The 22570-nt window shown below is 73.2% G+C and carries 19 protein-coding genes and 1 riboswitch; of the genes, 12 read left to right on the plus strand and 7 right to left on the minus strand.

The window, feature by feature from the left end; translation table 11 throughout:
* Positions 1-159: 159 nt before the first annotated feature.
* The 4 genes from ACZ6K0_RS22615 (at position 160) to ACZ6K0_RS22630 (ending at position 4389) form a co-directional block, all read left to right on the plus strand.
* Positions 160-675, plus strand: coding sequence for a GTP 3',8-cyclase MoaA family protein (locus tag ACZ6K0_RS22615; protein WP_469230616.1), 516 nt, complete (start codon positions 160-162; stop codon positions 673-675).
* A 115-nt stretch (positions 676-790) separates the two neighbouring features.
* Positions 791-2143 carry a molybdopterin molybdotransferase MoeA gene (locus ACZ6K0_RS22620; protein WP_469230618.1) on the plus strand — a complete coding sequence of 451 codons (1353 nt, stop codon included), beginning with the start codon at positions 791-793 and terminating at the stop codon, positions 2141-2143.
* A 54-nt stretch (positions 2144-2197) separates the two neighbouring features.
* Complete coding sequence (locus ACZ6K0_RS22625) at positions 2198-2644, plus strand: molybdenum cofactor biosynthesis protein MoaE (RefSeq protein WP_376403555.1); 447 nt, start codon at positions 2198-2200, stop codon at positions 2642-2644.
* The gene (locus ACZ6K0_RS22630) at positions 2638-4389 is read left to right on the plus strand and encodes an FUSC family protein (protein ID WP_469229922.1); all 1752 of its coding nucleotides are present in this window, start codon (positions 2638-2640) and stop codon (positions 4387-4389) included. Before ACZ6K0_RS22625 ends, ACZ6K0_RS22630 begins: the two co-directional genes overlap by 7 nt.
* On the opposite strand, the gene ACZ6K0_RS22635 is transcribed toward ACZ6K0_RS22630, so the two are convergent.
* On the minus strand, positions 4367-6706 hold the full coding sequence (locus ACZ6K0_RS22635; RefSeq protein ID WP_469229924.1) for an FdhF/YdeP family oxidoreductase: 2340 nt from the start codon (positions 6704-6706) through the stop codon (positions 4367-4369). The two genes, ACZ6K0_RS22630 and ACZ6K0_RS22635, sit on opposite strands and share 23 nt — an antisense overlap.
* A gap of 262 nt (positions 6707-6968) precedes the next feature.
* Here ACZ6K0_RS22635 and ACZ6K0_RS22640 point away from each other — a divergent pair, with 262 nt between their 5' ends.
* The 3 genes from ACZ6K0_RS22640 to ACZ6K0_RS22650 are packed head-to-tail and all read left to right on the plus strand — an operon-like array spanning position 6969 to position 9412.
* Positions 6969-7964, plus strand: coding sequence for a Dyp-type peroxidase (locus ACZ6K0_RS22640; protein WP_376403549.1), 996 nt, complete (start codon positions 6969-6971; stop codon positions 7962-7964).
* The gene (locus tag ACZ6K0_RS22645) at positions 7961-8773 is read left to right on the plus strand and encodes a family 1 encapsulin nanocompartment shell protein (RefSeq protein ID WP_469229926.1); all 813 of its coding nucleotides are present in this window, start codon (positions 7961-7963) and stop codon (positions 8771-8773) included. The genes ACZ6K0_RS22640 and ACZ6K0_RS22645 overlap by 4 nt, the downstream gene beginning before the upstream one ends.
* 3 nt (positions 8774-8776) lie before the next feature.
* On the plus strand, positions 8777-9412 hold the full coding sequence (locus ACZ6K0_RS22650) for a DUF1345 domain-containing protein (protein ID WP_376403544.1): 636 nt from the start codon (positions 8777-8779) through the stop codon (positions 9410-9412).
* On the opposite strand, the gene ACZ6K0_RS22655 is transcribed toward ACZ6K0_RS22650, so the two are convergent.
* Entirely contained in the window at positions 9402-9893 is a 492-nt protein-coding gene (locus ACZ6K0_RS22655; RefSeq protein WP_469229929.1) for a GreA/GreB family elongation factor, read from the minus strand. The genes ACZ6K0_RS22650 and ACZ6K0_RS22655 overlap by 11 nt on opposite strands.
* A 338-nt stretch (positions 9894-10231) precedes the next feature.
* On the opposite strand from ACZ6K0_RS22655, the gene ACZ6K0_RS22660 reads away from it, so the two are divergent.
* Positions 10232-11446, plus strand: a complete 1215-nt coding sequence (locus tag ACZ6K0_RS22660; protein ID WP_376403540.1) for a S8 family peptidase — start codon at positions 10232-10234, stop codon at positions 11444-11446.
* Between the two features lie 121 nt (positions 11447-11567).
* Positions 11568-13256, plus strand: a complete 1689-nt coding sequence (locus ACZ6K0_RS22665; RefSeq protein ID WP_469229931.1) for a glycosyl hydrolase family 8 — start codon at positions 11568-11570, stop codon at positions 13254-13256.
* Positions 13257-13303: 47 nt separating this feature from the next.
* Here the strand turns inward: ACZ6K0_RS22665 and ACZ6K0_RS22670 are convergent, their stop codons facing one another.
* From ACZ6K0_RS22670 to ACZ6K0_RS22690, 5 genes are all read right to left on the minus strand, one after another.
* On the minus strand, positions 13304-14461 hold the full coding sequence (locus ACZ6K0_RS22670) for a phosphoribosylaminoimidazolecarboxamide formyltransferase (protein ID WP_469229933.1): 1158 nt from the start codon (positions 14459-14461) through the stop codon (positions 13304-13306).
* Between the two features lie 34 nt (positions 14462-14495).
* Positions 14496-14590: riboswitch (ZMP/ZTP riboswitch) on the minus strand.
* Between the two features lie 90 nt (positions 14591-14680).
* Positions 14681-16126 (minus strand): glyceraldehyde-3-phosphate dehydrogenase, encoded by a 1446-nt coding sequence (locus ACZ6K0_RS22675; protein ID WP_469229935.1) that lies wholly within the window; start codon positions 16124-16126, stop codon positions 14681-14683.
* Between the two features lie 27 nt (positions 16127-16153).
* Positions 16154-16846: a GNAT family N-acetyltransferase gene (locus ACZ6K0_RS22680; RefSeq protein ID WP_469229937.1), complete on the minus strand. Its 693-nt coding sequence runs from the start codon at positions 16844-16846 to the stop codon at positions 16154-16156.
* Positions 16847-16992: 146 nt separating this feature from the next.
* Positions 16993-18024: a serine hydrolase domain-containing protein gene (locus ACZ6K0_RS22685; protein WP_469229938.1), complete on the minus strand. Its 1032-nt coding sequence runs from the start codon at positions 18022-18024 to the stop codon at positions 16993-16995.
* 118 nt (positions 18025-18142) lie between these two features.
* Positions 18143-19882, minus strand: a complete 1740-nt coding sequence (locus tag ACZ6K0_RS22690; protein WP_469229940.1) for a VanW family protein — start codon at positions 19880-19882, stop codon at positions 18143-18145.
* Positions 19883-20054: 172 nt separating this feature from the next.
* Here ACZ6K0_RS22690 and ACZ6K0_RS22695 point away from each other — a divergent pair, with 172 nt between their 5' ends.
* The 3 genes from ACZ6K0_RS22695 to ACZ6K0_RS22705 all read left to right on the plus strand — a co-directional run bounded on the left by ACZ6K0_RS22695 (position 20055) and on the right by ACZ6K0_RS22705 (position 22451).
* Positions 20055-20897 carry an IclR family transcriptional regulator gene (locus tag ACZ6K0_RS22695; RefSeq protein ID WP_469229942.1) on the plus strand — a complete coding sequence of 281 codons (843 nt, stop codon included), beginning with the start codon at positions 20055-20057 and terminating at the stop codon, positions 20895-20897.
* Positions 20898-20942: 45 nt separating this feature from the next.
* Complete coding sequence (locus ACZ6K0_RS22700; RefSeq protein ID WP_376403523.1) at positions 20943-21275, plus strand: putative quinol monooxygenase; 333 nt, start codon at positions 20943-20945, stop codon at positions 21273-21275.
* A 141-nt stretch (positions 21276-21416) separates the two neighbouring features.
* Complete coding sequence (locus ACZ6K0_RS22705; RefSeq protein WP_469229944.1) at positions 21417-22451, plus strand: LacI family DNA-binding transcriptional regulator; 1035 nt, start codon at positions 21417-21419, stop codon at positions 22449-22451.
* Positions 22452-22570: the final 119 nt, after the last annotated feature.

A 22570-nucleotide genomic window follows, 5' to 3' on the forward strand; every position in this document is an offset into this window, starting at 1 on the left:
AGAAACCCTCTTTGACTTCCCGAGGGAATGCGCCGAAGGTGATCGACGGGTGATTGTTCCGGTTTCACCGGCAGCCATCAGGAATGGCGGTGAGAATTCCCGGCACCGCGCGACTGCCTCCGGGCAGAGGAAGAAGGCAGCCCCGTGTCCCGGCTCCCCCTGGCCACCACGGCCCCCGTGGCCCCACCGGCCCCCCTGCTCGACCGCTTCGGCCGCGTCCACACGGACCTGAGGGTGTCCCTCACCGACCGCTGCAACCTGCGCTGCACGTACTGCATGCCCGCGGAGGGCCTGAACTGGCTGCCCCGCGCCGACGAGATCCTCGACCGCCTCGGCGAGCGCTTCGACCTCGTACCCGTCGGACGGCACGGCAACGCGCCCGCGGAGGAATGGCGGATCGCCGGTACGGACACGGTGATCGGGGTCATCGCCGGCGTCACCCGCCCGTTCTGCGGGACCTGCGACCGGGTTCGGCTCACCGCCGACGGGCAACTGCGCAACTGCCTCTTCGCCACCGAGGAGTCCGACCTCCGGGCCCTGCTCCGCGGCGGCGCCGACGACGCGGCGCTGGAGGCGGCCTGGCGGAACACGATCGCGGGCAAGGGCCCGGGCCACGCCATCGACAGCCCGGACTTCCGCCGCCCGGAACGCCCGATGTCGGCCATCGGCGGCTGACGCACGAGAACAGGACCCGAGGAGAGAGGGGAGCCGGATGTACCAGATGCGTCAATGGATCGCCGCGGCCGAGACCGAACTGAACAGGGAGCTGGCCCTGGAACGCCTGCTCGGCCTGACGGCCGGGCCGACGGCGGTGCCTGCGGCCCTGCCCGCGGCCGGCGGGCCGTCGCCCGAGGCGGGGAAGGGGGCCCGTGACGAACCGGCGGGTCACGCCGTGGCGTGGGAACAGGCCCGCGCCCGTGCCCGGGACAGCGCCGGGCAGCCGCTGCCCGTCGTCACCCGCGACCTCGACGCGGCCCTCGGCCACGCCCTCGCCGGACCGCTGACGGCCCTCACCGACCTGCCGCCGTTCGACACCTCGGCCATGGACGGCTGGGCCGTCGCCGGACCCGGCCCCTGGCGGCTGCGGGACGGCCAGGTCCTGGCGGGCGGGCAGCCCCCACCGCTCCGCGACGGCACGGCCGTCGCCATCGCCACCGGCGCCCGCCTGCCGGCGGGAGCGAGCGCCGTACTGCGCAGGGAGCACGGCGAGATCGGGGCGGGCGACGGCATGCTGCACGACTGCTCGAGAGGCGGATCGGGCCCTGTTCCTGGCCCGGACCCCGCCCCCGGCCCGGTTGCCGTCCCCGCCCCCGGCCCCGCCCCCTTGTCTCCTCGTCGGGACGTGCGGGCTCAAGGGCAGGAGTGTCGGGTCGGTGACGTGCTGCTGCCCGCCGGGGCCGTCGTGACGCCGGGGGTCGTCGGGCTGGCCGCTGCCGCCGGTTACGACCGGCTCGCCGTGCACCGGCGTCCCCGCGTGGAACTCCTCGTCCTCGGCGACGAGTTGCTGGAGTCCGGACCGCCCCGCGACGGCCGCGTCCGCGACGCGCTCGGGCCGCTCCTCCCGCCGTGGCTGGCCCGCCACGGTGCGGACGTGGCCGGGCGTCGGCTCGTCGCGGACGACGCCGTGCGGCTGCGCGACGCCCTGCGCGACTCCACCGCCGACGTCGTCGTCACCACCGGCAGCACGGCCGCCGGGCCCGTGGACCATCTGCACGCCGCTCTCGGCGCGTTGGGCGCGCGGCTCCTGGTCGACTCCGTCGCCGTCCGGCCCGGACACCCCATGCTGCTCGCCGAGTTGCCGCCGTCCCCCGACGGCCGCCCCCGCCTCCTCGTCGGCCTGCCCGGCAACCCGCTGGCCGCCGTCGCCGGGACGGTCACCCTCGCCGTACCCCTGCTGCGCCGCCTCGGCGGACACGCGGACCCCGAGCCGCACCGGGCGACCGCCGCCGCGCCCCTGCCCGGGCACCCGCACGACACCCGGCTGCTTCCGGTGCGGCGCGTGGCCCACGGCGTCGCACCGCTCCCGTTCGACGGACCGGCGATGCTCCGCGGCCTCGCCGTCGCCGACGGCCTCGCGGTCGTCCCGCCCGGCGGCGTACCGGCGGGGTCCGACGTCGAGGTCCTGGAGGTACCGGGGCCGTAGCGCCAGGAGGGACACCGCAGAAGCAGAAGACGTGACAGCGCAGGGGAGACACCGATGACGTACCCGCCCGGAACCGCCGACGACCCGATCCGCCTCCTCGCCGTGCGCGACACCCCGCTCTCCCTCGACGAGGTGTACGCGGCCGTCGGCGACGCCGCCGCCGGCGGCACCGCCCTCTTCGTCGGCACCGTCCGCGACCACGACGGCGGAAAGGCCGTTACCCGCCTCGACTACAGCGCCCACCCCGACGCCGGGGACGTGCTGCGCCGGGTGGCGGAGCGGACCGCCGCCGCCTTCCCGGTCCGCGCCCTCGCCGCCGTCCACCGCACGGGCCCGCTGGCCGTCGGCGACATCGCCGTGATCGCGGCCGTCTCCTGCCCGCACCGCGCGGAGGCCTTCGCCGCCTGCGCCCGTCTCGTCGAGGACCTCAAGCACGAGGTGCCGATCTGGAAGCACCAGGTCTTCGCGGACGGCACGGAGGAGTGGGTCGGCGCGTGCTGACCGGCCTGCGGCGCACGGCGGCCCGGGCCCGGAGCGCGCTCTCCCCGCGCGGGGCGCTCGCCCTGCAGAGCGTGGACGGCGCCCTGTCCTTCGCGTTGCGGGCCGCTCTCGCCATGGCGCTGCCCGCTCTGCCGTTGGCCCTGGCGGGGCGGTCGGACCAGGCCGTCTACACGATGCTCGGGTCCTTCACCACCTCCTTCGGCCGCAACCTCCCCTACGCCCGGCGCGCCCGCGTGCTCGCGGTCGTCGCGGTGGCCATGACCGCCTGCGTGGGCGGCGGTTCGGCGCTCGCCGCGTGGGCCGATCCGACCGCCGGGGGAGCGGGCGCCGCCGTGGTGGTGGCCGCGACGGCCCTCGTCGCCGGGCTCGCCAAGTTCGCCTGCGACGCGGCACGCCTGACCGGCCTCGGCGCGGTCCTGCTGCTGTTCTCCTTCGCCGTGGCGGCCAACGGCGCCTCGACGACGGCCGACGTCCTTCCCCACACCGCCCTGGCCGCCCTGGGCGCGGCCGTGGCCTGGGTCCTCGCCGTGGCCGGCCGCTTCGTCCACCCGGACCGGCCGCAGCGCCTCGCCGTGGCCGCGGCGCTCCGCGAACTCGCGGACCTCCTGGATGCGGGCGCCGGGCCCGGCGACCGGCTCGCACGTCACCGCGCGACCGCCGCCGTCCTTCAGGCGTACCGGACACTGGGCCTGGCGCCCCCGGCCGCCGCCACAGCCGGCGCCGCCGCCGTACGCGGGGACCGGGGCGACACCTGCGTACGCCTCACCGACCTCGCCTGGTCGCTGCTCATCGACCGCGCCCGCCGTCCGCCCGACGACACCACCGGCCTGGCCCGCGTCCTCCGCGCCCAGGTCCGCCTGCTCGCGAGCCGCCGCCGGCGGGTCCTGCGCCTCCTGCCCGAACTCGCCCTCCTGTCGGCCCTGGCGCAGGACGACAGCGCCCCGACGCCGCCCGCCCCCACCACCCGGCGCGCCGCCGAACTCCGGGCGGCGGAACTGCTGACGGGCGGCGGGACCTCCGCGACGCACGCCTCGGTCCTGCTCGTCCCCGCCCTGCGGATGGTCCTCGGCACCGGCCTCGCGGGCGGCGCGGCCCTGCTGCTGGGCCTCGGCCACGGCTACTGGGCGGCCGTGTCCGCCGCCGCCGTCCTGCACTCCGTCAACGTCCGTACGGCGACCCAGCGCGCCGTCCAGCGCACCCTGGGCACGGTCGTCGGTCTGGCGCTCGCCCTCGCCGTGCTCTCCGCGCACCCCGACCCCGTCGTGCTGGTCCTGATGATCGTGCTCCTGGAGTTCCTGCTCGAATACGTCGTCGCCCGCAACTACGGTCTCGGCGTCGTCTTCCTGACCCCGCTCGCCCTGCTCCTGACGGACCTGGCCGCCGCCTCTCCGACCGAGGCGCTCGTCCAGGACCGGGCGCTGGCCAGCGTCCTCGGCATGGGCATCGCCCTGCTCTGCGCGCTGCTCGTGGTCCACGACCGGGCGGCGGTCCGGGCGCGCCGCGCACTGGACGCGTGCACGGCGGCGGCCGACTCCGCCGAACGCGCCCTGGCGGCCGGGGCGGCGGGCACGTTCCCGCTCGTGCAGACGCGCCTCGCGGCGGCCGTCGTGGAGCTGCGCGAGGCCGACGACGCCGCGGCGGGCGAGCTGTGGCCCGCCGAGATGGACCCGACGGAGCCGGCCGCCGCGGAGCAGCGCGCGTACCGGCTCCTGGAGCGGCTCGTCAGGCCGCCGGGCCGATCGTGACCTTGACGTGCTTCATGATCGGCTGGTCGCTCTGGGTGCTGTAGTCGCCGAGCGCGCACAGCACGTTCATCTCCGGCATGTAGCCGGCGGCGCAGCCCCGGGGGATGTCGTACGGGATCGCGAGGTAGCCGCGCAGGTACCGCCGGCTGCCGTCCTTCGCGGTGCTCGTGATGTCGACGGGTCCGAGGTCGGGGATGCCGCGCTCGCGCATGTCGGCCCGGTTCATGAAGACGAGCGTGCGGAGGTTCTTGACGCCCCGGTAGCGGTCGTTGTCGGAGTAGATCGTGGTGTTCCACTGGTCGTGGGACCGCATCGTGCCGAGCGCCAGGGTGCCGGGGGCGGGGACGACGTCGGGCAGGGCAGCCGAGGAGAACTCGGCGCGTCCCGACGGCGTGAGGAAGACCAGTTCGCGGGCGGGCTGCTTGATGCGGAAGCCGAGGGGCAGCCGGACGCGCCGGTTGAAGTCCTCGAAGCCGTCGAGGGCGCGGGCCATGGTGTCGCGGATGCGGTCGTAGTCCTCGACGTACCACTCCCACGGCGTCGCGCTGTCGGGCAGCGCCGCGCGCGCCATGCCCGCGACGACGGCCGGCTCGGAGAGCAGGTGCGGCGACGCGGGCCGCTTCATGCCGACGGACAGGTGGACCATGCTCATCGAGTCCTCGACGGACGTGCTCTGGACGCCCTTGCGCTGATGGTCCTTCTCGGTCCGGCCGAGGCACGGCAGGATCAGGGCCCGGCGGCCGTGGACGATGTGGCTGCGGTTCAGCTTGGTGCTCACCTGCACGGTGAGGTCGCAGTTCGTGAGCGCCGCGTACGTGTACGGGGTGTCCGGCGCCGCGAGGGCGAAGTTGCCGCCCATGCCGACGAAGACCGTGACGTCGCCGTCGTGCATCGCCGTGATCGTCCGGACGGTGTCCAGACCGTGCTCGCGGGGCGGCTCGATCTCGCAGACCTCGGCGAGGCGGTCGAGGAACGCGTCGCTCGGGCGGTGGTCGATGCCGCAGGTGCGGTTGCCCTGGACGTTGCTGTGGCCGCGGACGGGGGAGGGGCCCGCGCCCTCGCGGCCCAGATTGCCTCGCAGCAGAAGGAGGTTGACGATCTCCCGTACGGTGTCGACGCCGTGCTCGTGCTGGGTGACGCCCAGACACCAGCTGACGATGGAGCGGTCGGCCTCCCCGTACACCCGCGCCGCCGCGAGGATGTCGGCGCGGCTCAGTCCGGACTGCTTCTCCAGCTTCTCCCACGACGTGCCCTCGCACAGCGCGCGGTACTCGTCGAAACCGGCCGTGTGCCGGTCGATGAACTCCCGGTCCAGCGCCTTGGGATCGGTCTCGGACTGCTCCAGGATCGCCTTGGCCATGCCGCGCAGCAGCGCCATGTCGCCGCCGATGCGCGGCTGGAGGTTCAGGGTGCTCGTCCTCGTCGTCTTGAAGAGGGCCATGTCGAGGAAGTCGTGGGGGACGATCGTGCGGGTGGCGGCCGCCTCGACCAGCGGATTGACGTGCACGATCTGCGCGCCCCGGTGGTGCGCCTCCGCGAGGGCGGTGAGCATCCGGGGCGCGTTGGACGCGGCGTTGACCCCCAGGATGAACAGCGCGTCGGCGGTCTCCCAGTCCTTCAGGTCGACGGTCCCCTTGCCCGTGCCCAGGGAGGCCTGGAGGGCGCGGCCGCTGGCCTCGTGGCACATGTTGGAGCAGTCCGGCAGGTTGTTCGTGCCCAGTTCGCGGGCCATCAGCTGGTAGAGGAACGTGGCCTCGTTGCCGAGGCGGCCGGAGGTGTAGAAGGCCGCCCGGTGCGGGCTGTCCAGCTCGCGCAGCGTGCGGCCGACCAGCTCGAAGGCGTCCTTCCAGTTGATCGGTACGTAGTGGTCCGTCTCCGGGTCGTAGACCATGGGCTCGGTGAGACGGCCCTGGTTCTCCAGGTCGTAGTCGCTCCACCCGGCCAGCTCGGTCACCGAGTGCGCGGCGAAGAACTCGCGCCCGACCCGCTTGCTCGTCATCTCCCAGGTGACGTGCTTGATGCCGTTCTCGCAGATGTCGAGGTGCAGGCCCTTGGTGTCGTCCGGCCATGCGCAGCCGGGGCAGTCGAACCCGGTGTTCTCGTGGTTCATCTTCATGATCGCGCGGGGGCCGTCCACCAGCGCGCCCTCGGCGACGAGGAAGCGCGTCACGCTCTTGGCCGCGCCCCAGCCCGCCGCGGGGTGGTGGTACGGGTGGAACTCCGGTTCGCCCTCGGGAGTGGGCCCCACACGGGCTTCGGGCTGCTCCGGGTCCCGGGGACGTTCCTGAGCGGTGTTGTCGGCGCTGTCGGCGTTCACGACTCTCAACCCTTCCGGCCTTGCGGGCACGGGGAGGCGAAACGACTCTCTCCGGCAGGCTAGGTCCGGTGGGGTGCGCCTGCCAGTCGACCCCGGAGGCCCCTCCCGTGCCTCCGTCCGGCCAAGCGATCCCGTCCGGCCGGACGCTCCGGTCCGGCCCGACCGCTCCCGTCCGGCCGAGCGGTCCCGGCCGCGCGCGGATACGCTGACGCCGCCCCATTGATCCTTTTTGATGTTACTTGTCTCGTTTGACGGGAGTCCCATGGTCGTCGCGCAGCCCGTCCTCACACCGCCCGCCCCGGCGGCCGTCTTCCTCGTGGCCACCGTGGCCCCCGGTGGGGAGGCGGCCGTACGGGAGGCACTCCAGGACCTGGCGGGGCTGACCCGTTCGGTGGCGTTCCGGTCCCCCGAATCCGGGCTCCGCTGCGTCGCAGGCGTGGGCTCGGAGGCCTGGGACCGGCTCTTCGGCGGTCCGCGCCCGCGCGACCTGCACCCCTTCCCGGCCCTGCGCGGCCCCCGCCACCGCGCGCCGGCCACCCCGGGCGACCTGCTGTTCCACCTGCGCGCGCGGCGCATGGACCTCTGCTTCGAACTGGCCCGGCTGATCCTGGACCGGCTGGGCGGCGCGGTGACCGTCGTCGACGAGGTCCACGGCTTCACGTACTTCGACGAGCGCGACCTGCTCGGCTTCGTCGACGGCAGCGAGAACCCCGCCGGCCAGGCCGCCGCCGACGCGGTGCAGATCGGCGACGAGGACCCGGAGTTCCGGGGCGGAAGCTATGTCGTCGTGCAGCGGTACGTGCACGACATGACGGCCTGGGACTCCCTCACCGTCGAGGAGCAGGAGCGGGTCATCGGCCGCACCAAGCAGGCCAACGTCGAACTGCCCGACGGCGTCAAGCCGGCCGACTCGCACGTCGCCCTCAACACGGTCGTCGACGACGACGGCGCCGAACAGCAGATCCTGCGCCAGAACATGCCGTACGGACGGGTCGGCAGCGGCGAGCTGGGCACCTACTTCATCGGCTACGCCCGCTCGCCCGCCGTCACCGAGCGGATGCTGCGCAACATGTTCCTCGGGGATCCACCCGGCAATACCGACCGCATCCTCGACTTCTCCCGCGCCGTCACCGGCTGCCTCTTCTTCGTGCCGAGCGCCGACCTGCTCGACGACCTCCCCGCCGCCCCGTCCGCGGCCGCCGCGAGCCCCGGGGACTCCCTGGGCATCGGCAGCCTGAAAGGAGCCCCCGCGTCATGACGACCGACGTGACGAACAACCTGCACCGGGAACTCGCCCCGATCCCCCCCGCGGCCTGGGCGGAGATCGAGGAGGAGGCCCGCCGCACCTTCCGGCGCCACATCGCGGGCCGCCGCGTCGTCGACGTGCCCGACCCGGCGGGCCCCGGGCTCGCCGCCGTCGGTGTCGGCCACCTGACCGACATCCACCCGCCCGCGCCCGGCGTCTCGGCGCGGCTGCGCGAGGCGAGGCCCATCGTCGAACTGCGGGTGCCGTTCTCCGTCTCCCGGGCCGCCGTGGACGACGTCGAGCGCGGCTCCAAGGACTCCGACTGGCAGCCCGTCAAGGACGCGGCGCGCACCATGGCGTACGTCGAGGACCGGACCATCTTCGACGGGTACGGCGCCGCCGGCGTCGACGGGCTGCGCTCCCGCTCGTCCAACCCGGTGCTGCGGCTGCCCACCGAGCCGCGCGACTACCCCGACGCGGTCAGCCGGGCCCTGACGGAGCTGCGGCTCGTCGGCGTGGACGGGCCGTACGCGCTGCTCCTCGGCGCCGAGGAGTACCGGGCGGTCAGCGAGACCTCCGACCACGGGTATCCGATCGCCGCGCACCTGGCCCGGATGCTCGACGGCGCCCCGATCTGGGCGCCGGCCCTCAGCGGCGGCTTCGTCCTCTCCACCCGCGGCGGCGACTTCGAGCTGCTGCTCGGCCAGGACGTGGCGATCGGCTACACGGGCCACGACGCGGACACCATCGACCTGTACTTCCAGGAGACGCTGACCTTCCTCACCTACACCGACGAGGCCGTGGTCGTCCTGGAGGCCTGACCCGTGAACCGCCGGCTGGCCGATGCCGTCCCGCGACTCGTCGGATCGACGGTGGTCGGGGCGGCGGCCGGCCTGGCCGTCGGCGGAACGACGAGGACGCCGCTGGGCATCCTCGCCGGCATCGCCGCGGCGGAGACGGTCTTCGTCGTCGCGGGATGGCTCGTGCTCTGGCCCATGGACGCGGCCGCCACCCATCGCAACGTCCGCCGGGAGGAGTTCCGGCCCCTCGTCGAGGAGATCGTCGTCGTCGGGACCGCCGTGTGCGGTCTCGTCGGCATCATCGTGATGCTCCTGGTGGGCCACTCGAACCTGGGCCACGCCGCCGCCGCGACGGCGCTCTGCGGCGTCTTCATGGCCTGGGCGGCGCTCCACCTGATGTACGCGACGCGCTACGCGTACGACTACTACGCCCTGGAACCCGGCGGCGGAATCGACTTCAACACCGACGACCCGCCGCGGTACAGCGACTTCCTGTACTTCAGCTTCAACCTCGGCATGACCTACCAGGTCTCCGACACCAACGTCTCGAAGTCGTCGCTCCGCGCGATCGTCCTCCGGCACTGCCTGCTGTCGTACGTCTTCGGAGCCAGCATCCTCGCCACCACCATCAACCTGGTGACCGGCATCGTCACGGGCTGACCGCCCCGCCCTCCCCGCCACCCAGCGACACCACGACCGCGTCGGCCCGGCCCCCGGGCGTGTCGTACGTGACGGTGTCGCCGGCGCGGCGGCCGAGCAGTGCGCGGCCGAGCGGGCTGTCGGCGGTGACCATGGTCGCGTCCAGGACCTCGGCGACCTCGCCGATCTGGACGGTCGTCTCCGTGGCGTCCGCGAACCGCACGGTCACGGTGCTGCCGACGCCGACCGTGTCGGTGCTCGGCGGGCCGGCGACGGCGCCCTCGCGCAGCCTGCCCTCGATCTCGGCGATACGGGCGTCCAGGCGCTGGAGCTCCGTGACGCGTTGCAGCTCGTCGGCCTGGTCGGCGCGGTCGCCGACCTGATCGCCGCCGCCGTCGTGCAGGGTCACGGCGACCGTCTCGCGTTCGGTGCGCAGGTCGGCGAGTTCGCGCGCGAACGCCGCACGGGCGACATCGCTGAGGGGCTCGGGTCCACCGGTCATGTCTGATCCCGTCGGGCGGGCGGCACGGATGCGTGCCGCGCATCGGTCACGGCAAGCCGAAGGTATCAGGGCAATCTGAGCAATCAGAACATTCCGCCACGCTCGACCCGCCGTCAGGAGGCGGGTGTTTTCTGGGGGTTCGACGGGATTTCGATTGCAGGAGTATGGCAGATGCATGACAAGCCCCCAACTCCCTTGAGCTACGCCCGTAGACCGGCCAGGCTGCTGATCACCCGGAGCGCACACACGGCTCCGGTCCGTGCGTGTGACCGACACGCGCCCCCCACAGTCGCGCCGCCCCACACGAGGCGCGACGCCGAAGAGGAGGACTCCCTCGTATGGCACTCCCGCAGCACACCAAGGCCCGGCTCGCGCTCACCGTGTCCGCCGCGACCGCGGCCGCCCTGCTCGGCACCTTCGCCGCCGTCCCCGCCCAGGCGGCCCCCGCCGAGGGCGTCGTCCTCGCGGCCGGTTCGGCCGACGCGGTGCCCGGCAGCTACATCGTCACCCTCAAGCAGGGCGCGGGCTTCACGGCCGCGTCCGCCAAGGGCCGGACCCTGATAGCCGGTTACGGCGGCACGGTCCGCAAGACCTTCGGCTCCGCCCTCAACGGCTACACGGCCACCCTCGGCGCGACGGAGGCCCGCCGCCTCGCCGCCGACCCCGCCGTCGCCTCCGTCGAGCAGAACCAGATCTTCCGCGCCGACGCGACGCAGACCAACGCCCCCTGGGGCCTGGACCGCATCGACCAGGCGAACCTGCCGCTCGACGGCTCGTTCACGTACCCCGACACGGCGGGCGGCGGCGTCACCGCGTACGTCATCGACACCGGCGTCCGCATCTCGCACGCGCAGCTCGGCGGACGGGCCGTGAACGGGTACGACGCGGTCGACGGCGACACGGTTGCCCAGGACGGCAACGGACACGGCACGCACGTCGCCACCACCATCGCGGGATCGACGTACGGCGTGGCCAAGGCCGCGAAGATCGTCGCCGTCCGCGTGCTCGACAACGCCGGATCCGGCACCACCGCCGGCGTCATCGCGGGCATCGACTGGGTCACCTCCCACCACACGGCGGGGGCCCCGGCCGTCGCCAACCTCTCGCTCGGCGGCGGCGCCTCCACCGCCCTCGACAACGCGGTGAAGAACTCCATCGCGGACGGCGTCACCTACGCCGTCGCCGCGGGCAACTCCGGTGTCAACGCGTCCTCCTCGTCGCCCGCCCGCGTCGCGGCCGCCATCACCGTCGGCGCCACGAGCAACACGGACGCCAAGGCGAGCTGGTCCAACTACGGCTCGGTGCTCGACCTCTTCGCCCCCGGCGTGTCGATCACCGCGGGCTGGAACACGAGCGACACCGCCACCAACACGATCTCGGGCACCTCCATGGCCACCCCGCACGTCGCGGGCGCCGCCGCCGTCTACCTCGCGGGGCACCCCTCCGCCACTCCGGCGCAGGTCGCGACGGCTCTGGTGAACGGCGCGACCCCGAACAAGGTGACCAGCCCGGGCAGCGGCTCGCCCAACCGCCTCCTGCGGATCGTCCCGTAACCCGCATGTGAACGGTCGGGGGTCTTGCGCGGGCCCCCGACCCTCTCTACCCTCGCGGCTCAATGGTTAGGAAAACTTCCTAACCATTGGATGAATGAGCCATGAAGGAAAGGGAGTTGTCATGCGTCGACGAAGCGTCTCGCTTCTCGGGCTCGCCGGACTGCTGGTGCTGCCCCTGACATCGGTGCCGCAGGCACTGGCACAACCACAGACCCAGCCCCGCGCACAGGAACGGGCGGCCGCCGCCGACAGTCTGGTCTCCGTCGGAAAGCCGGTGACGGCCTCGTCCGTCGAGGGCTCCGGGTTCGAGCCCGGCCTGGCCGCGGACGGCAGCACCACCACCCGCTGGGCCAGTGTGGAAGGCGTCGACCCGCAGTGGGTCCGCATCGACCTCGGCGCGACGCACACCGTCTCCCGGGTGAAGCTCCACTGGGAGGCCGCCTACGGCAAGGCGTACCGGATCCAGACCTCGGCCGACGGGTCGACCTGGACCGACGTCTACACGACCACGACCGGCGACGGAGCCGTCGACGACCTCACGGTCTCCGGCAGCGGCCGGTACGTGCGCATGCAGGGGACCGCACGCGGCACGTCGTACGGCTACTCCCTCTGGGAGTTCGAGGTCTACGGCGCCCCGAGCGGCGGCGGCGTCCCCGGCGGGCCGGCCGTCCCCTTCGGCAGCCACCTCAAGCCCTACGCCGCCGGCACGCTGAAGCCCTCCGGCACCCAGGCCGCGATCGACCAGAAGGTCGTCGAGTACTACAACAAGTGGAAGGCCGCCTTCGTCCGGCAGAACTGCGGCAACGGCTGGTACCAGATCATCTCGCCCGACGCCGACCACCCGTACGTCGCCGAGGCCCAGGGATACGGCATGGTCGTCACCGCGACCATGGCCGGCGCCGACCCCGACGCGAAGAAGATCTTCGACGGTCTCGTGAAGTGGAAGATCGACCACCCGTCCTCGGTCAACCCGAACCTCCTCGCGGCCGAACAGGACGTCGCCTGCAAGAGCGTCAACGGCGGCGACGGCGCCACCGACGGCGACATGGACGTGGCCTACGGACTGCTCCTCGCCGACAAGCAGTGGGGCAGCGCCGGCACGTACAACTACAAGGACCTCGCGCTCAAGCACATCGCCGCGATCAAGAAGGACGAGGTCAACGCGACGACCAAGCTCCTGAAGCTGGGCGACTGGAGCAGCTCGGGCGACCAGTACTACTACATCTCCCGCACCTCGGACTGGATGGTCGACCACTTCCGCGCCTTCCGTACGGCCTCCGGCGACACGACCTGGGACGCCGTGCGCAGCGCGCACCAGACCCAGATCACGCGGCTCCAGTCGACGTACGCCTCCGGCACCGGCCTGCTGCCCGACTTCGTCGTCGACACGAACACCACGCCCAAGCCCGCCCCCGGCCAGGTCCTGGAGGACCCGAACGACGGCGCGTACTGGTGGAACGCGTGTCGTACCCCGTGGCGCATCGCGGACGACGCGGTGACCAGCGGGGACGCCGCCTCGCTCGCCGCCGCGCGGAAGGTCAACAGCTGGATCAAGACGAAGACCGGCGGCGACCCGAACAAGATCGCCATCGGCTACAAGCTCAACGGCACCCAGATCTCGGCGGGCAGCGAGGCCGCCTTCTTCGCGCCGTTCGCCGTCGCGGCCATGACCGACCCGGGCAGCCAGGCCTGGCTGGACGCCCTCTGGAACAAGATGCTGACCACGCCGGTCGACACGAGCAGCTACTTCTCGGCCAGCATCCAGCTCCAGGTCATGATCACGGCCTCGGGGAACCACTGGGTCCCGTAGGCCCGTAGGTCGGCAGGCCCGTAGGCCGGTAGGGCGCGCCGTGCAGATCAGTGGTGGAAGAGCCGCAGTCCGGTGCGGGCGAGCGTGATGCCGTGCTCGCGGCAGGCGTCCTCCACGTCGGCGGAGCGGATCGACCCGCCGGGTTCGGCGATGAAGCCGACACCGTGCCGGTGCGCGTGGTCGACGTTGTCGCGGAAGGGCAGCGCGCCGTCCGAGGCGAACGCCACCCCGGTCAGCTCCGCGAGCCACTCGGCGCGCCGGCGGTCGGTCAGGTCGGGGGCGGGCACGGACAGGACCTCGGACAGGCGCGCGCGCTCGTCCGGGGTGAGGTCGCCCTCGACGTACCGGATCCGCCAGTTGATCCGGTCCTGCCGGCGGACGCCCGGCCGGAAGGCGAGCGCGCGGACGGCGGGATGGCGGCGCAGCCACCACGTGTCGGTCTTCGCGCCCGCCAGCCGGGTGCAGTCCACCCGGGACTGCTGCCCGGCGCCGATCCCGAGCGTGACCCCGTCGCGTACGTAACAGACCGAGTTGGACTGGGTGTAGCGCAGCACCGCGAGTCCGAGCAGCAGGTCCTCCGCGGCTTGGGCGGTGAGGTCACCGCAGACGACGTCGTCCAGGAGGGCAGGGGAGAGCGGCACGTCGTCGCGCTGCTGGGTCAGCCGCATGCCGAACACCTCCCGGGCCTCCTGGCCCGGCGGGGTGAAGGCCTCGTCGGCCTCCATCACCAGGAAGCGGCCGCTCTTCTTCCGGCTGAGCGTCTCGACGGTGCCGGGGGCGTAGCCGGGCGCGATGACACCGTCGCAGACCACCCGGGTCAGCACCTCGGCGAGTTCGGCGTCGACCGGGTGCGAGACGGCGGCGAAGTCGCCGTACGAGGACTTCGGATCGGCGTCACGGGCCCGCAGATAGGCGCTGGTGAGCGCGCCGACGCGGTCCCGGTCCACGCCGTACACCTCGGCCGTCACCTCGTCGACCGGACCGGCCAGCGCCGCGCCGGCCGGGGACACGTGCTTGAAGGACGCGGCGGCCGGCCGTCCCAGAGCGCGGCTCGCGTCCCGTACGAGCTGCCAACTGTTCAGCGCGTCCAGGAGGTTGATGTAGGACGGGCTGCCGTTCACCACCCGGACCGGCCGGCTCCCGGGCTCCACCGGCGTGGTGGTCGCCACCAGCTGTTGGGGATTGATGCCGTAACGCAGTTCCATCTCAAGACCTCCTGGGTCAGCGGGACATCACTGACGCAGGCGCCCAGGCGGTCGACGCGCACGCGGGAAGAACAGGCCGAACTGCCGCTCCCCGGTGGTGATCCACCTTCGCCAGTCGCGGCGGGCACGATGCTACCCGTACGGCGGAAACGCGGCGCGCCGCACCCCTCCCCGTACGGGAGAAGTGCGGCGCGCGGCCGTGCGTTCGGATCCGGGGGATCAGACCGCCGGGACCGGGAAGGTCGGGTACTCCACGCCGGAGACGTGCTGGACGACCCGGATGACCTGGCACGAGTAGCCGAACTCGTTGTCGTACCACAGGTAGAGGATCGCGTTGTCGCCGTCGACCTTGGTCGCGCCGGCGTCGACGATCGACGCGTGGCGCGAGCCGACGAAGTCCATCGAGACGGCGTCGGGGGCCGTGGTGAAGTCGATCTGACGCTTGAGCGGCGAGTGCAGCGAGACGTCGCGGAGGTACTCGAGGACCTCTTCGCGGGTGGTCTCGCGGCCCAGGCGCAGGCTCAGGATGGCGATCGAGACGTCCGGCACGGGCACGCGGATGGAGCTGCCGGTGATCGGGGCCTTGAGGTCCGGCAGCGCCTTGGCGACGGCCGAGGCGGCGCCGGTCTCGGTGATCACCATGTTCAGCGGCGCCGAGCGGCCGCGACGGTCGGCCTTGTGGTAGTTGTCGAGCAGGTTCTGGTCGTTCGTGAACGAGTGGACCGTCTCGACGTGGCCGCGGAGCACGCCGTACTCGTCGTCCATCGCCTTCAGCGGCGGGACGATCGCGTTGGTCGTGCAGGACGCGCAGGACAGGATCTTCTCGTCCGGCTTGACCGTCTCGTGGTTCACACCGTGCACGATGTTGGGCACGTCGCCCTTGCCGGGCGCGGTCAGGACGACCTTGTCGATGCCGGGGCGCAGGTGCTTGGAGAGGCCCTCGCGGTCGCGCCACTTGCCGGTGTTGTCGATGAGGATGGCGTTCTCGATGCCGTACGCCGTGTAGTCGACCTCGGAGGGGTCGTTGGCGTAGATCACCTTGATCGTGTTGCCGTTGGCGACGATCGTGCTGTTCGCCTCGTCGACCGTGATCGTGCCCTGGAACTGGCCGTGGATCGAGTCGCGGCGCAGCAGCGAGGCGCGCTTCACGAGATCCTGGTCGCCGCCGCCGCGGACGACGATGGCCCGCAGGCGCAGACCGTTGCCGGAGCCGGCCTTCTCGATGAGGAGGCGGGCGACGAGGCGGCCGATGCGGCCGAAGCCGTAGAGGACGACGTCGCGTCCGTCACGGCGCTCGATCTTGTTCTCGCCGATGGCGCCGGCGACGGCCTGTGCGGTGAACTCGGCCACGGTCAGACCGCGGTCGTCGGTCTTGTAGTCCGCGGCCAGCACGCCGATGTCGATCTGGCACGGGCCCAGGTCGAGGGTCGTGAGCGTCTGGAGGAACGGGAGCGTCTCGGTGACCGAGAGTTCCTCGCCGTCGATCTGCCGGGCGAAGCGGTGGGTCTTGAGGATGCTGACCACCGACTTGTTCACCAGGGAGCGGCTGTGGACCAGGACGGTGACGTCCTGCTCCCGGTGCAGCTTCCCGATGATCGGGATCATCGACTCCGCGATCTCCTCGCGGTTCTTCCAGCTGGTGAACGAGTCGTCATTGACAGTCACAAGTTTATCTTTCGAGCTAGGCGGCGCTCATATGGTAACCCCAGGTCTGTGCGGTGCTTCAGAGGGGTGGCGCATCCCACGCTCCGCCCCCGTTCGCCGCTCGCGGACCCGCGCCAGCCGCTCCTCCAGAGCCGCCCGGCGCTCGGGCCACTCCTCGGCCACGATCGAGTAGACGGCGGAGTCGCGGAGGCGGTCCTCCTCGCCCGGGACCCGGGACGGGGCCGAGCTCCGCAGGACGCCCTCGAAGGCGGCGCCCACCCGCTCGATCGCCGCCCGGGAGCGGGCGTTGCGCGCGTCCGTCTTGAGGTCGACCCGGCCCACGCCCCAGCTCTCGAAGGCGTGCCGGAAGAGCAGGTACTTGGCCTCGGCGTTCACGCCCGTCCCCTGGGCGGAGGCCGCGAGCCAGGTGAAGCCGATCTCGATCGCGCAGAGGCGCTCACCGGACGGCCAGAAACGCGGATCCCAGAACGAGGTGGCGCCGACCACCCGGCCGCTCGCCACGTCCACCTGCGCGTACGGGGCGAGGCTGCCCTCGGCGGCGCGGCCGAGCTGCGTCTCGACGTACGCCGCCGTCTCCTCCGGCCCGGGCACCCAGGTGAAGCCGTACGAGTCCCGGCTCTCCCCGGCGGCCTCGGCCAGACCGGCGGCGTGCTGGTGCCCCAGCGGCTCCAGGCGCACGAACGCGCCCTCCAGAACCGGCCCTTCCAGCGTGGAACCCATGGATCCGCACCCCGTGTACGTGTCGAGTTCGTCGAACATCACCCAGCGGCGAGCAGAATCGCAGACTCCGGCCGTGGGGGCATCCCTGTTTCAGAGGCTGAGCCAGGGGCTGGTCAGGGGCTGATGGGGGTCGGTCGGGGGGCTGGTCAGGGGAGTGCGCGTGTGCGGAAGGCGTCACGGACGCGGGCCAGCGGGCCGGGGTCCCGGGTGAAGTACAGCCGGTTCGTGAGGAGGACCGCCCAGCGGCCCCGCGCGGGCGAGACCCACAGGCCCGTGCCGGTGAAGCCGAAGTGCGCCCAGACGTCGTCCGCCGGGTCCGTGCCGGGCGCCGGGTGCCAGAAGAGGCCGCGCGGCGGGGTGAGCGCGCCGGTGCGGACGCGCAGCGAGGCCGCCGTCCAATCGGCGGAGAAGGTCCCGGGCACCGGGACGAGGAGGTGCCGCAGGAACCGGCCGACGTCGCCGGCGGTGGTGAAGACCCCGGCGATCCCGCAGGCGCCGCCGAGCAGCCGGGCCGAGAAGTCGTGCACGCTCCCCCGCAGGGGCGCGCCGCTCTCCTCGTCGTACTCGGTGGGCGCGCAGCGCTCCCCGAGTGCGGCGGGCAGCGGTCCGTACGGGGTCTCCGTCATGCCGAGCGGCGTCCAGACCCGGTCCTGGGCGAGCCGGGTCAGCGGCAGGCGCGTGAGGTGCTCGGCGAGGTAGCCGAGGAGCAGTGCCGCCCGGTCGGTGTACGCGACGGCCTCCCCGGGCCGGTGCCGCAGGGGCTCGGCGAGGACCCCGTCCCGGACGTCCTGCGGGTCGGAGCCGTACAGGGGCCGCAGATTGGCGCGCAGCGGCAGCCCGGCGGTGTGGGTGAGGAGGTTCAGGGCCGTGACGCCGGCGAGGGGCCGCCCCGTGGCCTCCGGCCAGTACGAGCCGAGCGGCGCGCCCGGGTCCAGCTTCCCCGCGTCGACGAGGGTGCCGACCACGGCCCAGGCCGCGAGGATCTTGGTCAGGCTCGCGACGTCGAAGAGCGTGTCCGGGAGCGTCGGCTCGCCGGGCCGCGCGGGATCGAGCACGCCGACGGCCCCCTCGGAGAGGGTCGTCCGGGCGTCGCCCACGGCCCACACCGCCCCGGGGTACACGCCCGCGCGCACACCGTCGTCGAGGAGCCGTTCGAAGGGGTCGCTGCGCTGGGCCAAGGCGTGCCTCCGGCGGGGTCGGTGCGCCCCCGTCCCCGGGGGGTCGACGGGCCGCGCTCCGGAGTCATGCCCGGGCAGGTGGGGAAGACACCCTTCCGTCAGCTCCTGTCCCAGGAGTTCACTTGCAGGTGACCTCGTCACGCGGGGTGTAGTGGGTCTTGAAGGCCTCGCGCTTCACCTCGACGCCGTCGTTCTTGAAGACCCGGTCCACCGAGATGTCGAAGCCCTCGAGGGGCTCCTGCGGCATGCAGGCCTCGCCGGTGCCCTCGCGCTTCGCGGGCTCCGTGAGGTTGGTGCGCGGGCCGGCCACCGCCTCCACGGAGTCGTACTTCTTCGTCCCGAGGAAGCTCACGGTGACCGAGGAGTCCGTCGCGCCGGCCTTGATGTAGATCGGCTTGCCCGAGTCGTTGCGGAACTTCAGGTCCAGGCTGCCCCAGGCGACGGTGGCCTCGCGGCCGGCGGGGTAGCGCTCGATGTAGAAGGAGTGGGCGCCGTACTCGACGGGCTTCACACCGGCGAAGAACATCGCGTTGAAGACGGTGGTCGCCATGGCCGACACGCCGCCGCCGGGCGCGGACCGGTACTGGCCGTCGAGGATCATCGTGCCGTCCACGAAGCCGTTGTCGGGGGTGCGCTCGCCGACCGTCTCGTTGAAGCTCCACACCTCGCCGGGCTGCACGACCGAGCCGTTGATCAGCTCGGCGGCCCGGCCGATGTTCGTCGTCCGGTAGGGCGCGGTCGGGAAGTCGACGGTGAAGGTCGACATCTGCTCGGTGATGCCGAGGCGGGCCAGCGAGTCGGCCGTCAGCTGGGGCTGCGTGACCGTGGTGGCCACCGGAGCCGTACGGGCCGTGGCGCCGTTCTTGGCGAGCAGCGGGCGCACGGCGTCGCCGAGGGCCTTCGCCGTCACCTCCTGCCCCGGCTTGCCCTCCGACTCGACGACGACCTTGCCGTCCCGCACGCCGAGGGTCGCCTCCACCGGCGCGCCCGTCATGGCCGCGAGGGGCTGGGCGACGTCGGGGTCGCGGAGGAGGGCCTCGGCGTCGAGCGCGGGGCTGAGCCTGCCGTTCTCGGTCTTCACGGAGAGGTGGTCGGCGAGCGTGGCGGCGGAGATCCGCAGCCGCTCGCTGCCGGCCGTCAGCGTCACCGGGCCCGAGACGGCGGGCTTCGCGTAGGAGTCGAGGAAGCGGGTGACCTCGGAGTCGCCCAGCTTCGGTTCCGTGAGGGTGACGGGGAGGGTCACGGGCGAGGCGCCCGAAGCGGCGGGATAGGCCGCTCGGATGTTCTCGACGGCCCGCCCGGTGTCCAGCTTCTGGCCGGTCACCGCCCGGGTCGCGACGGCCTCGCCGTCGCGGAAGGCGACGGAGCCCTCGCGGACCTTCCGGTCGTTCTTCTCGGCCAGCTCGTCCACGACGGCCTTCGCCTTGGCCTCGTCGTAGGAGAACACCGGCTGGATCTCGCGCTCGCCCGAGGAGAAGAGCCGGCCGATGACCGTCACGGGGTCGCGGGACGGGTCGGCCGCCAGGTCGGCGGTCTTCGCCACGTCCACGGTCAGGCCCGCGGCGGTGGGGGATACGGTCGCGGCGCGGTCGCCGACCTGCACGGGTATCGGCGCGCTCCAGGAGGCCGGGGCCTCGGCCGCGAGCTTCGCCTGCGCCTCGGCGCGGCTCATGCCGCCCACGTCCACGCCCGCGACGCTGGTGCCGGCGGATATGTCGTCCCCGGTCGTGACCAGTCCCGCCACGTACAGTCCGCCCGCGGCGACGGCGACCACACCTGTCGCGATCGCCGCCGTCCGGAGGCGCGGACTGCGCCCCTCGCGGGGCGTCGGGGCATGGTCGGTCCTGGAGCGGGGCACACGCTCTCCCGGGGCGTCGAGGATGGAGGGATCTCCACGACGGTACGCCGAAAGAGTGTCAAATGCACATAAAGCTGTGGTGACCTGCGGGGATACGGAGCGAGGCGGAAGCGGTACGGAGTGTTCCGGGGTACGGGGAGGGTGGCCGCACGGGGCCGCCTAAGCTGGAACGATGCCCGCCACCCCGAGCCCGAGCCCGGGCCCCGCGCCGAGCCCGGGCCTGGGCTCCAGCCCGAGCCCCAGCCCCAGCCCCAGCCCAAGCCCCAGCCCGAGTCCCGGCCCCCAGTCCGTCGACCGGGCCCTCGCCGTGCTCGACGCCGTCGCGGACGCCGACCGGCCCGTCGGGGCGAAGACGCTGGCCCGGCGGCTCGGCTGCGCCCTCTCGACCGTCTACCACGTCACCGGGCCCCTGCTCGCCCGCGGCTACCTCGTCCGCACCGCCGAGGGGTACGCACCCGGGCCCCGCGTCCCCGCCCTCCACCGCTCCCACCAGCGCCACCACGGCCTCGGTGCCGGCACCGGCGAGCTCCTCGGCCGGCTGCGACGGGCCACGGGAGCGGAGGCGTACCACACGGCCTACCGCGACGGCCTGATCACCGTCGTCGACACCACCGCCCCGGTGACCGACGCCGCCCACCCCTTCACCCCGGGCCCCGAGGACCGGGCGCACGCCACCGCCCACGGCAAGGCGCTCCTCGCCGCGCTCCCGCGCCCCCTGCGCCGCCGCTACCTCGCGGAGCACGGCATGGCCCGCTTCACCGAGCGGACCATCACCAGCGCCGAGCGGTTCGAGGCGGAGGCCGCCCGGGTGCGCGGCCAGGGATTCGCCGTGTCGGTGGGGGAGGCGGACCTCGCCTACACCTGCCTCGCCGTGGCCCTGCCCGAGCGCGGCGACGGCATCGTGCACGCGCTCTCCGTCTCGCTCCCCACCGCCGACTTCGGACGGCGGCAGGGAGAGATCCGGGCGGCGCTCGCCCGCGCCGTACCCGAGTTTCCGGCCCTGCCGGAATCCTGACCGGCCCGGCTGGCCGACCGGGCGGGACCGCCGCAAGGTGGACGCATGATCTTCATCGCCGTCCGCTTCACCGCCCGCCCCGACCACGCCGACCGCTGGCTCGACCTGGTCGCCGACTTCACCCGCGCCACCCGCGAGGAGCCCGGCAACCTCTTCTTCGACTGGTCCCGCAGCGTCGACGACCCGAACGTCTTCGTTCTCCTGGAGGCGTTCGCCGACGCCGAGGCCGGCGCCGCCCACGTCTCCTCCGCCCACTTCACTGCCGGCCTCGCCGCCATGGCCGGAGCCATCGCCACCACCCCCGAGATCATCAACGTCGAGGTCCCGCAGCAGGGCTGGGGCGCCATGGCCGAACTCACCCCGACCGACACCCCCTAGGGGGTGTCCTGCGGTCGGGGCCGGACCGGCCCCGACCGGTCCCGCACACCCCCCGGCCCGACGCCCCGGGCCGCCGCCGTCCCGCCTGATAGGTTCGCGGGAAACGCAGGCGGGGCGGCGGCCCGAGGGGAGAAGCGGCACATGGCGGTGAGCGGACGGCAGACCGGCAGGCCCACCCTGGAAGAGGTCGCGGCCCGGGCCGGAGTCGGCCGCGGCACGGTCTCCCGGGTCATCAACGGCTCCCCGAAGGTCAGCGAACAGGCCAAGGCCGCCGTCGAACAGGCCGTCGCCGAACTCGGCTACGTCCCCAACCGGGCCGCCCGCGCCCTCGCCGGCAGCCGCACCGACGCCGTCGCCCTGGTGATCCCCGAGACCGAGGCACGGCTCTTCGCCGAGCCCTACTTCCTCGACATCATCCGCGGCGTCAGCGCCGAACTCGCCGACGCCGACAAGCAGTTGCTGCTCACCCTGATCCGCAGCGAGCAGGAGCGCCAGCGCTTCGAGCAGTACCTCGCGGCCCAACGCGTCGACGGCGTCCTGCTCGTCTCCGTGCACGGCGACGACCCGCTCCCCGACCAGGTCCGCGCCCTCGGCCTGCCCGCCGTCCTCAACGGCCGCCGCCGCGAGGACGAGCGCGTCGCCTTCGTCGACTCCGACAACACCGGCGCGGGCCGGACCGCCGTCGCCCATCTCGCCGCGCGCGGCCGGCGCGCGATCGCCACCGTCACCGGCCCCCTCGACATGTACGTGGCCCGCTGCCGACTCGACGGCTACCGCGAGGGCCTGACGGACGCCGGGCTCGCACACGACGAGGCGCTCGTCGCCAACGGCGACTTCACCGAGGAGGGCGGCCGGCGCGCCATGCGGGAACTCCTGGACCGCAGGCCGGACCTGGACGCCGTCTTCGCCGCCTCCGACGTGATGGCGGCCGGGGCGCGCGCGGTGCTGCGCGAGGCGGGCCGCCGGGTCCCCGAGGACGTCGCGCTCGTCGGCGTCGACGACTCGGCCGTCGCCCGGCACATGGACCCGCCGCTGACGAGCGTCCGGCAGCCCATCGAGGAGATGGGCCGCACCATGGCGCGCCTGCTCCTCCAGGAGATCGTCGCGCCCAGCGAGCCGGACGAACAGCCCCGCCGGATGCTGCCCACCGAACTGGTCGTCCGAGCCTCCTCCTGACGGGTCCCGCGAAGGCGCCCCGCACGGCCGGGAGGCGACGGCCGAGATGCAGCCGTCTCCGGGCCCCCGGAGAATGGACTCCGTACGGGGTCCGTACGGATTCCGTCTCCGCGACCAGG

It is taken from the genome of Streptomyces sp. NPDC042346 (assembly GCF_055581845.1).

Bases quoted from the DNA above. Each gene is read 5' to 3' on its own strand.
- ACZ6K0_RS22625 (WP_376403555.1), top strand. From the start codon at position 2,198: ATGACGTACCCGCCCGGAACCGCCGACGACCCGATCCGCCTCCTCGCC.
- ACZ6K0_RS22670 (WP_469229933.1), bottom strand. From the start codon at position 14,461: ATGGAACTGCGTTACGGCATCAATCCCCAACAGCTGGTGGCGACCACC.
- ACZ6K0_RS22640 (WP_376403549.1), top strand. From the start codon at position 6,969: ATGGTCGTCGCGCAGCCCGTCCTCACACCGCCCGCCCCGGCGGCCGTC.
- ACZ6K0_RS22700 (WP_376403523.1), top strand. From the start codon at position 20,943: ATGATCTTCATCGCCGTCCGCTTCACCGCCCGCCCCGACCACGCCGAC.
- ACZ6K0_RS22695 (WP_469229942.1), top strand. From the start codon at position 20,055: ATGCCCGCCACCCCGAGCCCGAGCCCGGGCCCCGCGCCGAGCCCGGGC.
- ACZ6K0_RS22680 (WP_469229937.1), bottom strand. From the start codon at position 16,846: ATGGGTTCCACGCTGGAAGGGCCGGTTCTGGAGGGCGCGTTCGTGCGC.
- ACZ6K0_RS22655 (WP_469229929.1), bottom strand. From the start codon at position 9,893: ATGACCGGTGGACCCGAGCCCCTCAGCGATGTCGCCCGTGCGGCGTTC.
- ACZ6K0_RS22665 (WP_469229931.1), top strand. From the start codon at position 11,568: ATGCGTCGACGAAGCGTCTCGCTTCTCGGGCTCGCCGGACTGCTGGTG.
- ACZ6K0_RS22645 (WP_469229926.1), top strand. From the start codon at position 7,961: ATGACGACCGACGTGACGAACAACCTGCACCGGGAACTCGCCCCGATC.
- ACZ6K0_RS22705 (WP_469229944.1), top strand. From the start codon at position 21,417: ATGGCGGTGAGCGGACGGCAGACCGGCAGGCCCACCCTGGAAGAGGTC.
- ACZ6K0_RS22660 (WP_376403540.1), top strand. From the start codon at position 10,232: ATGGCACTCCCGCAGCACACCAAGGCCCGGCTCGCGCTCACCGTGTCC.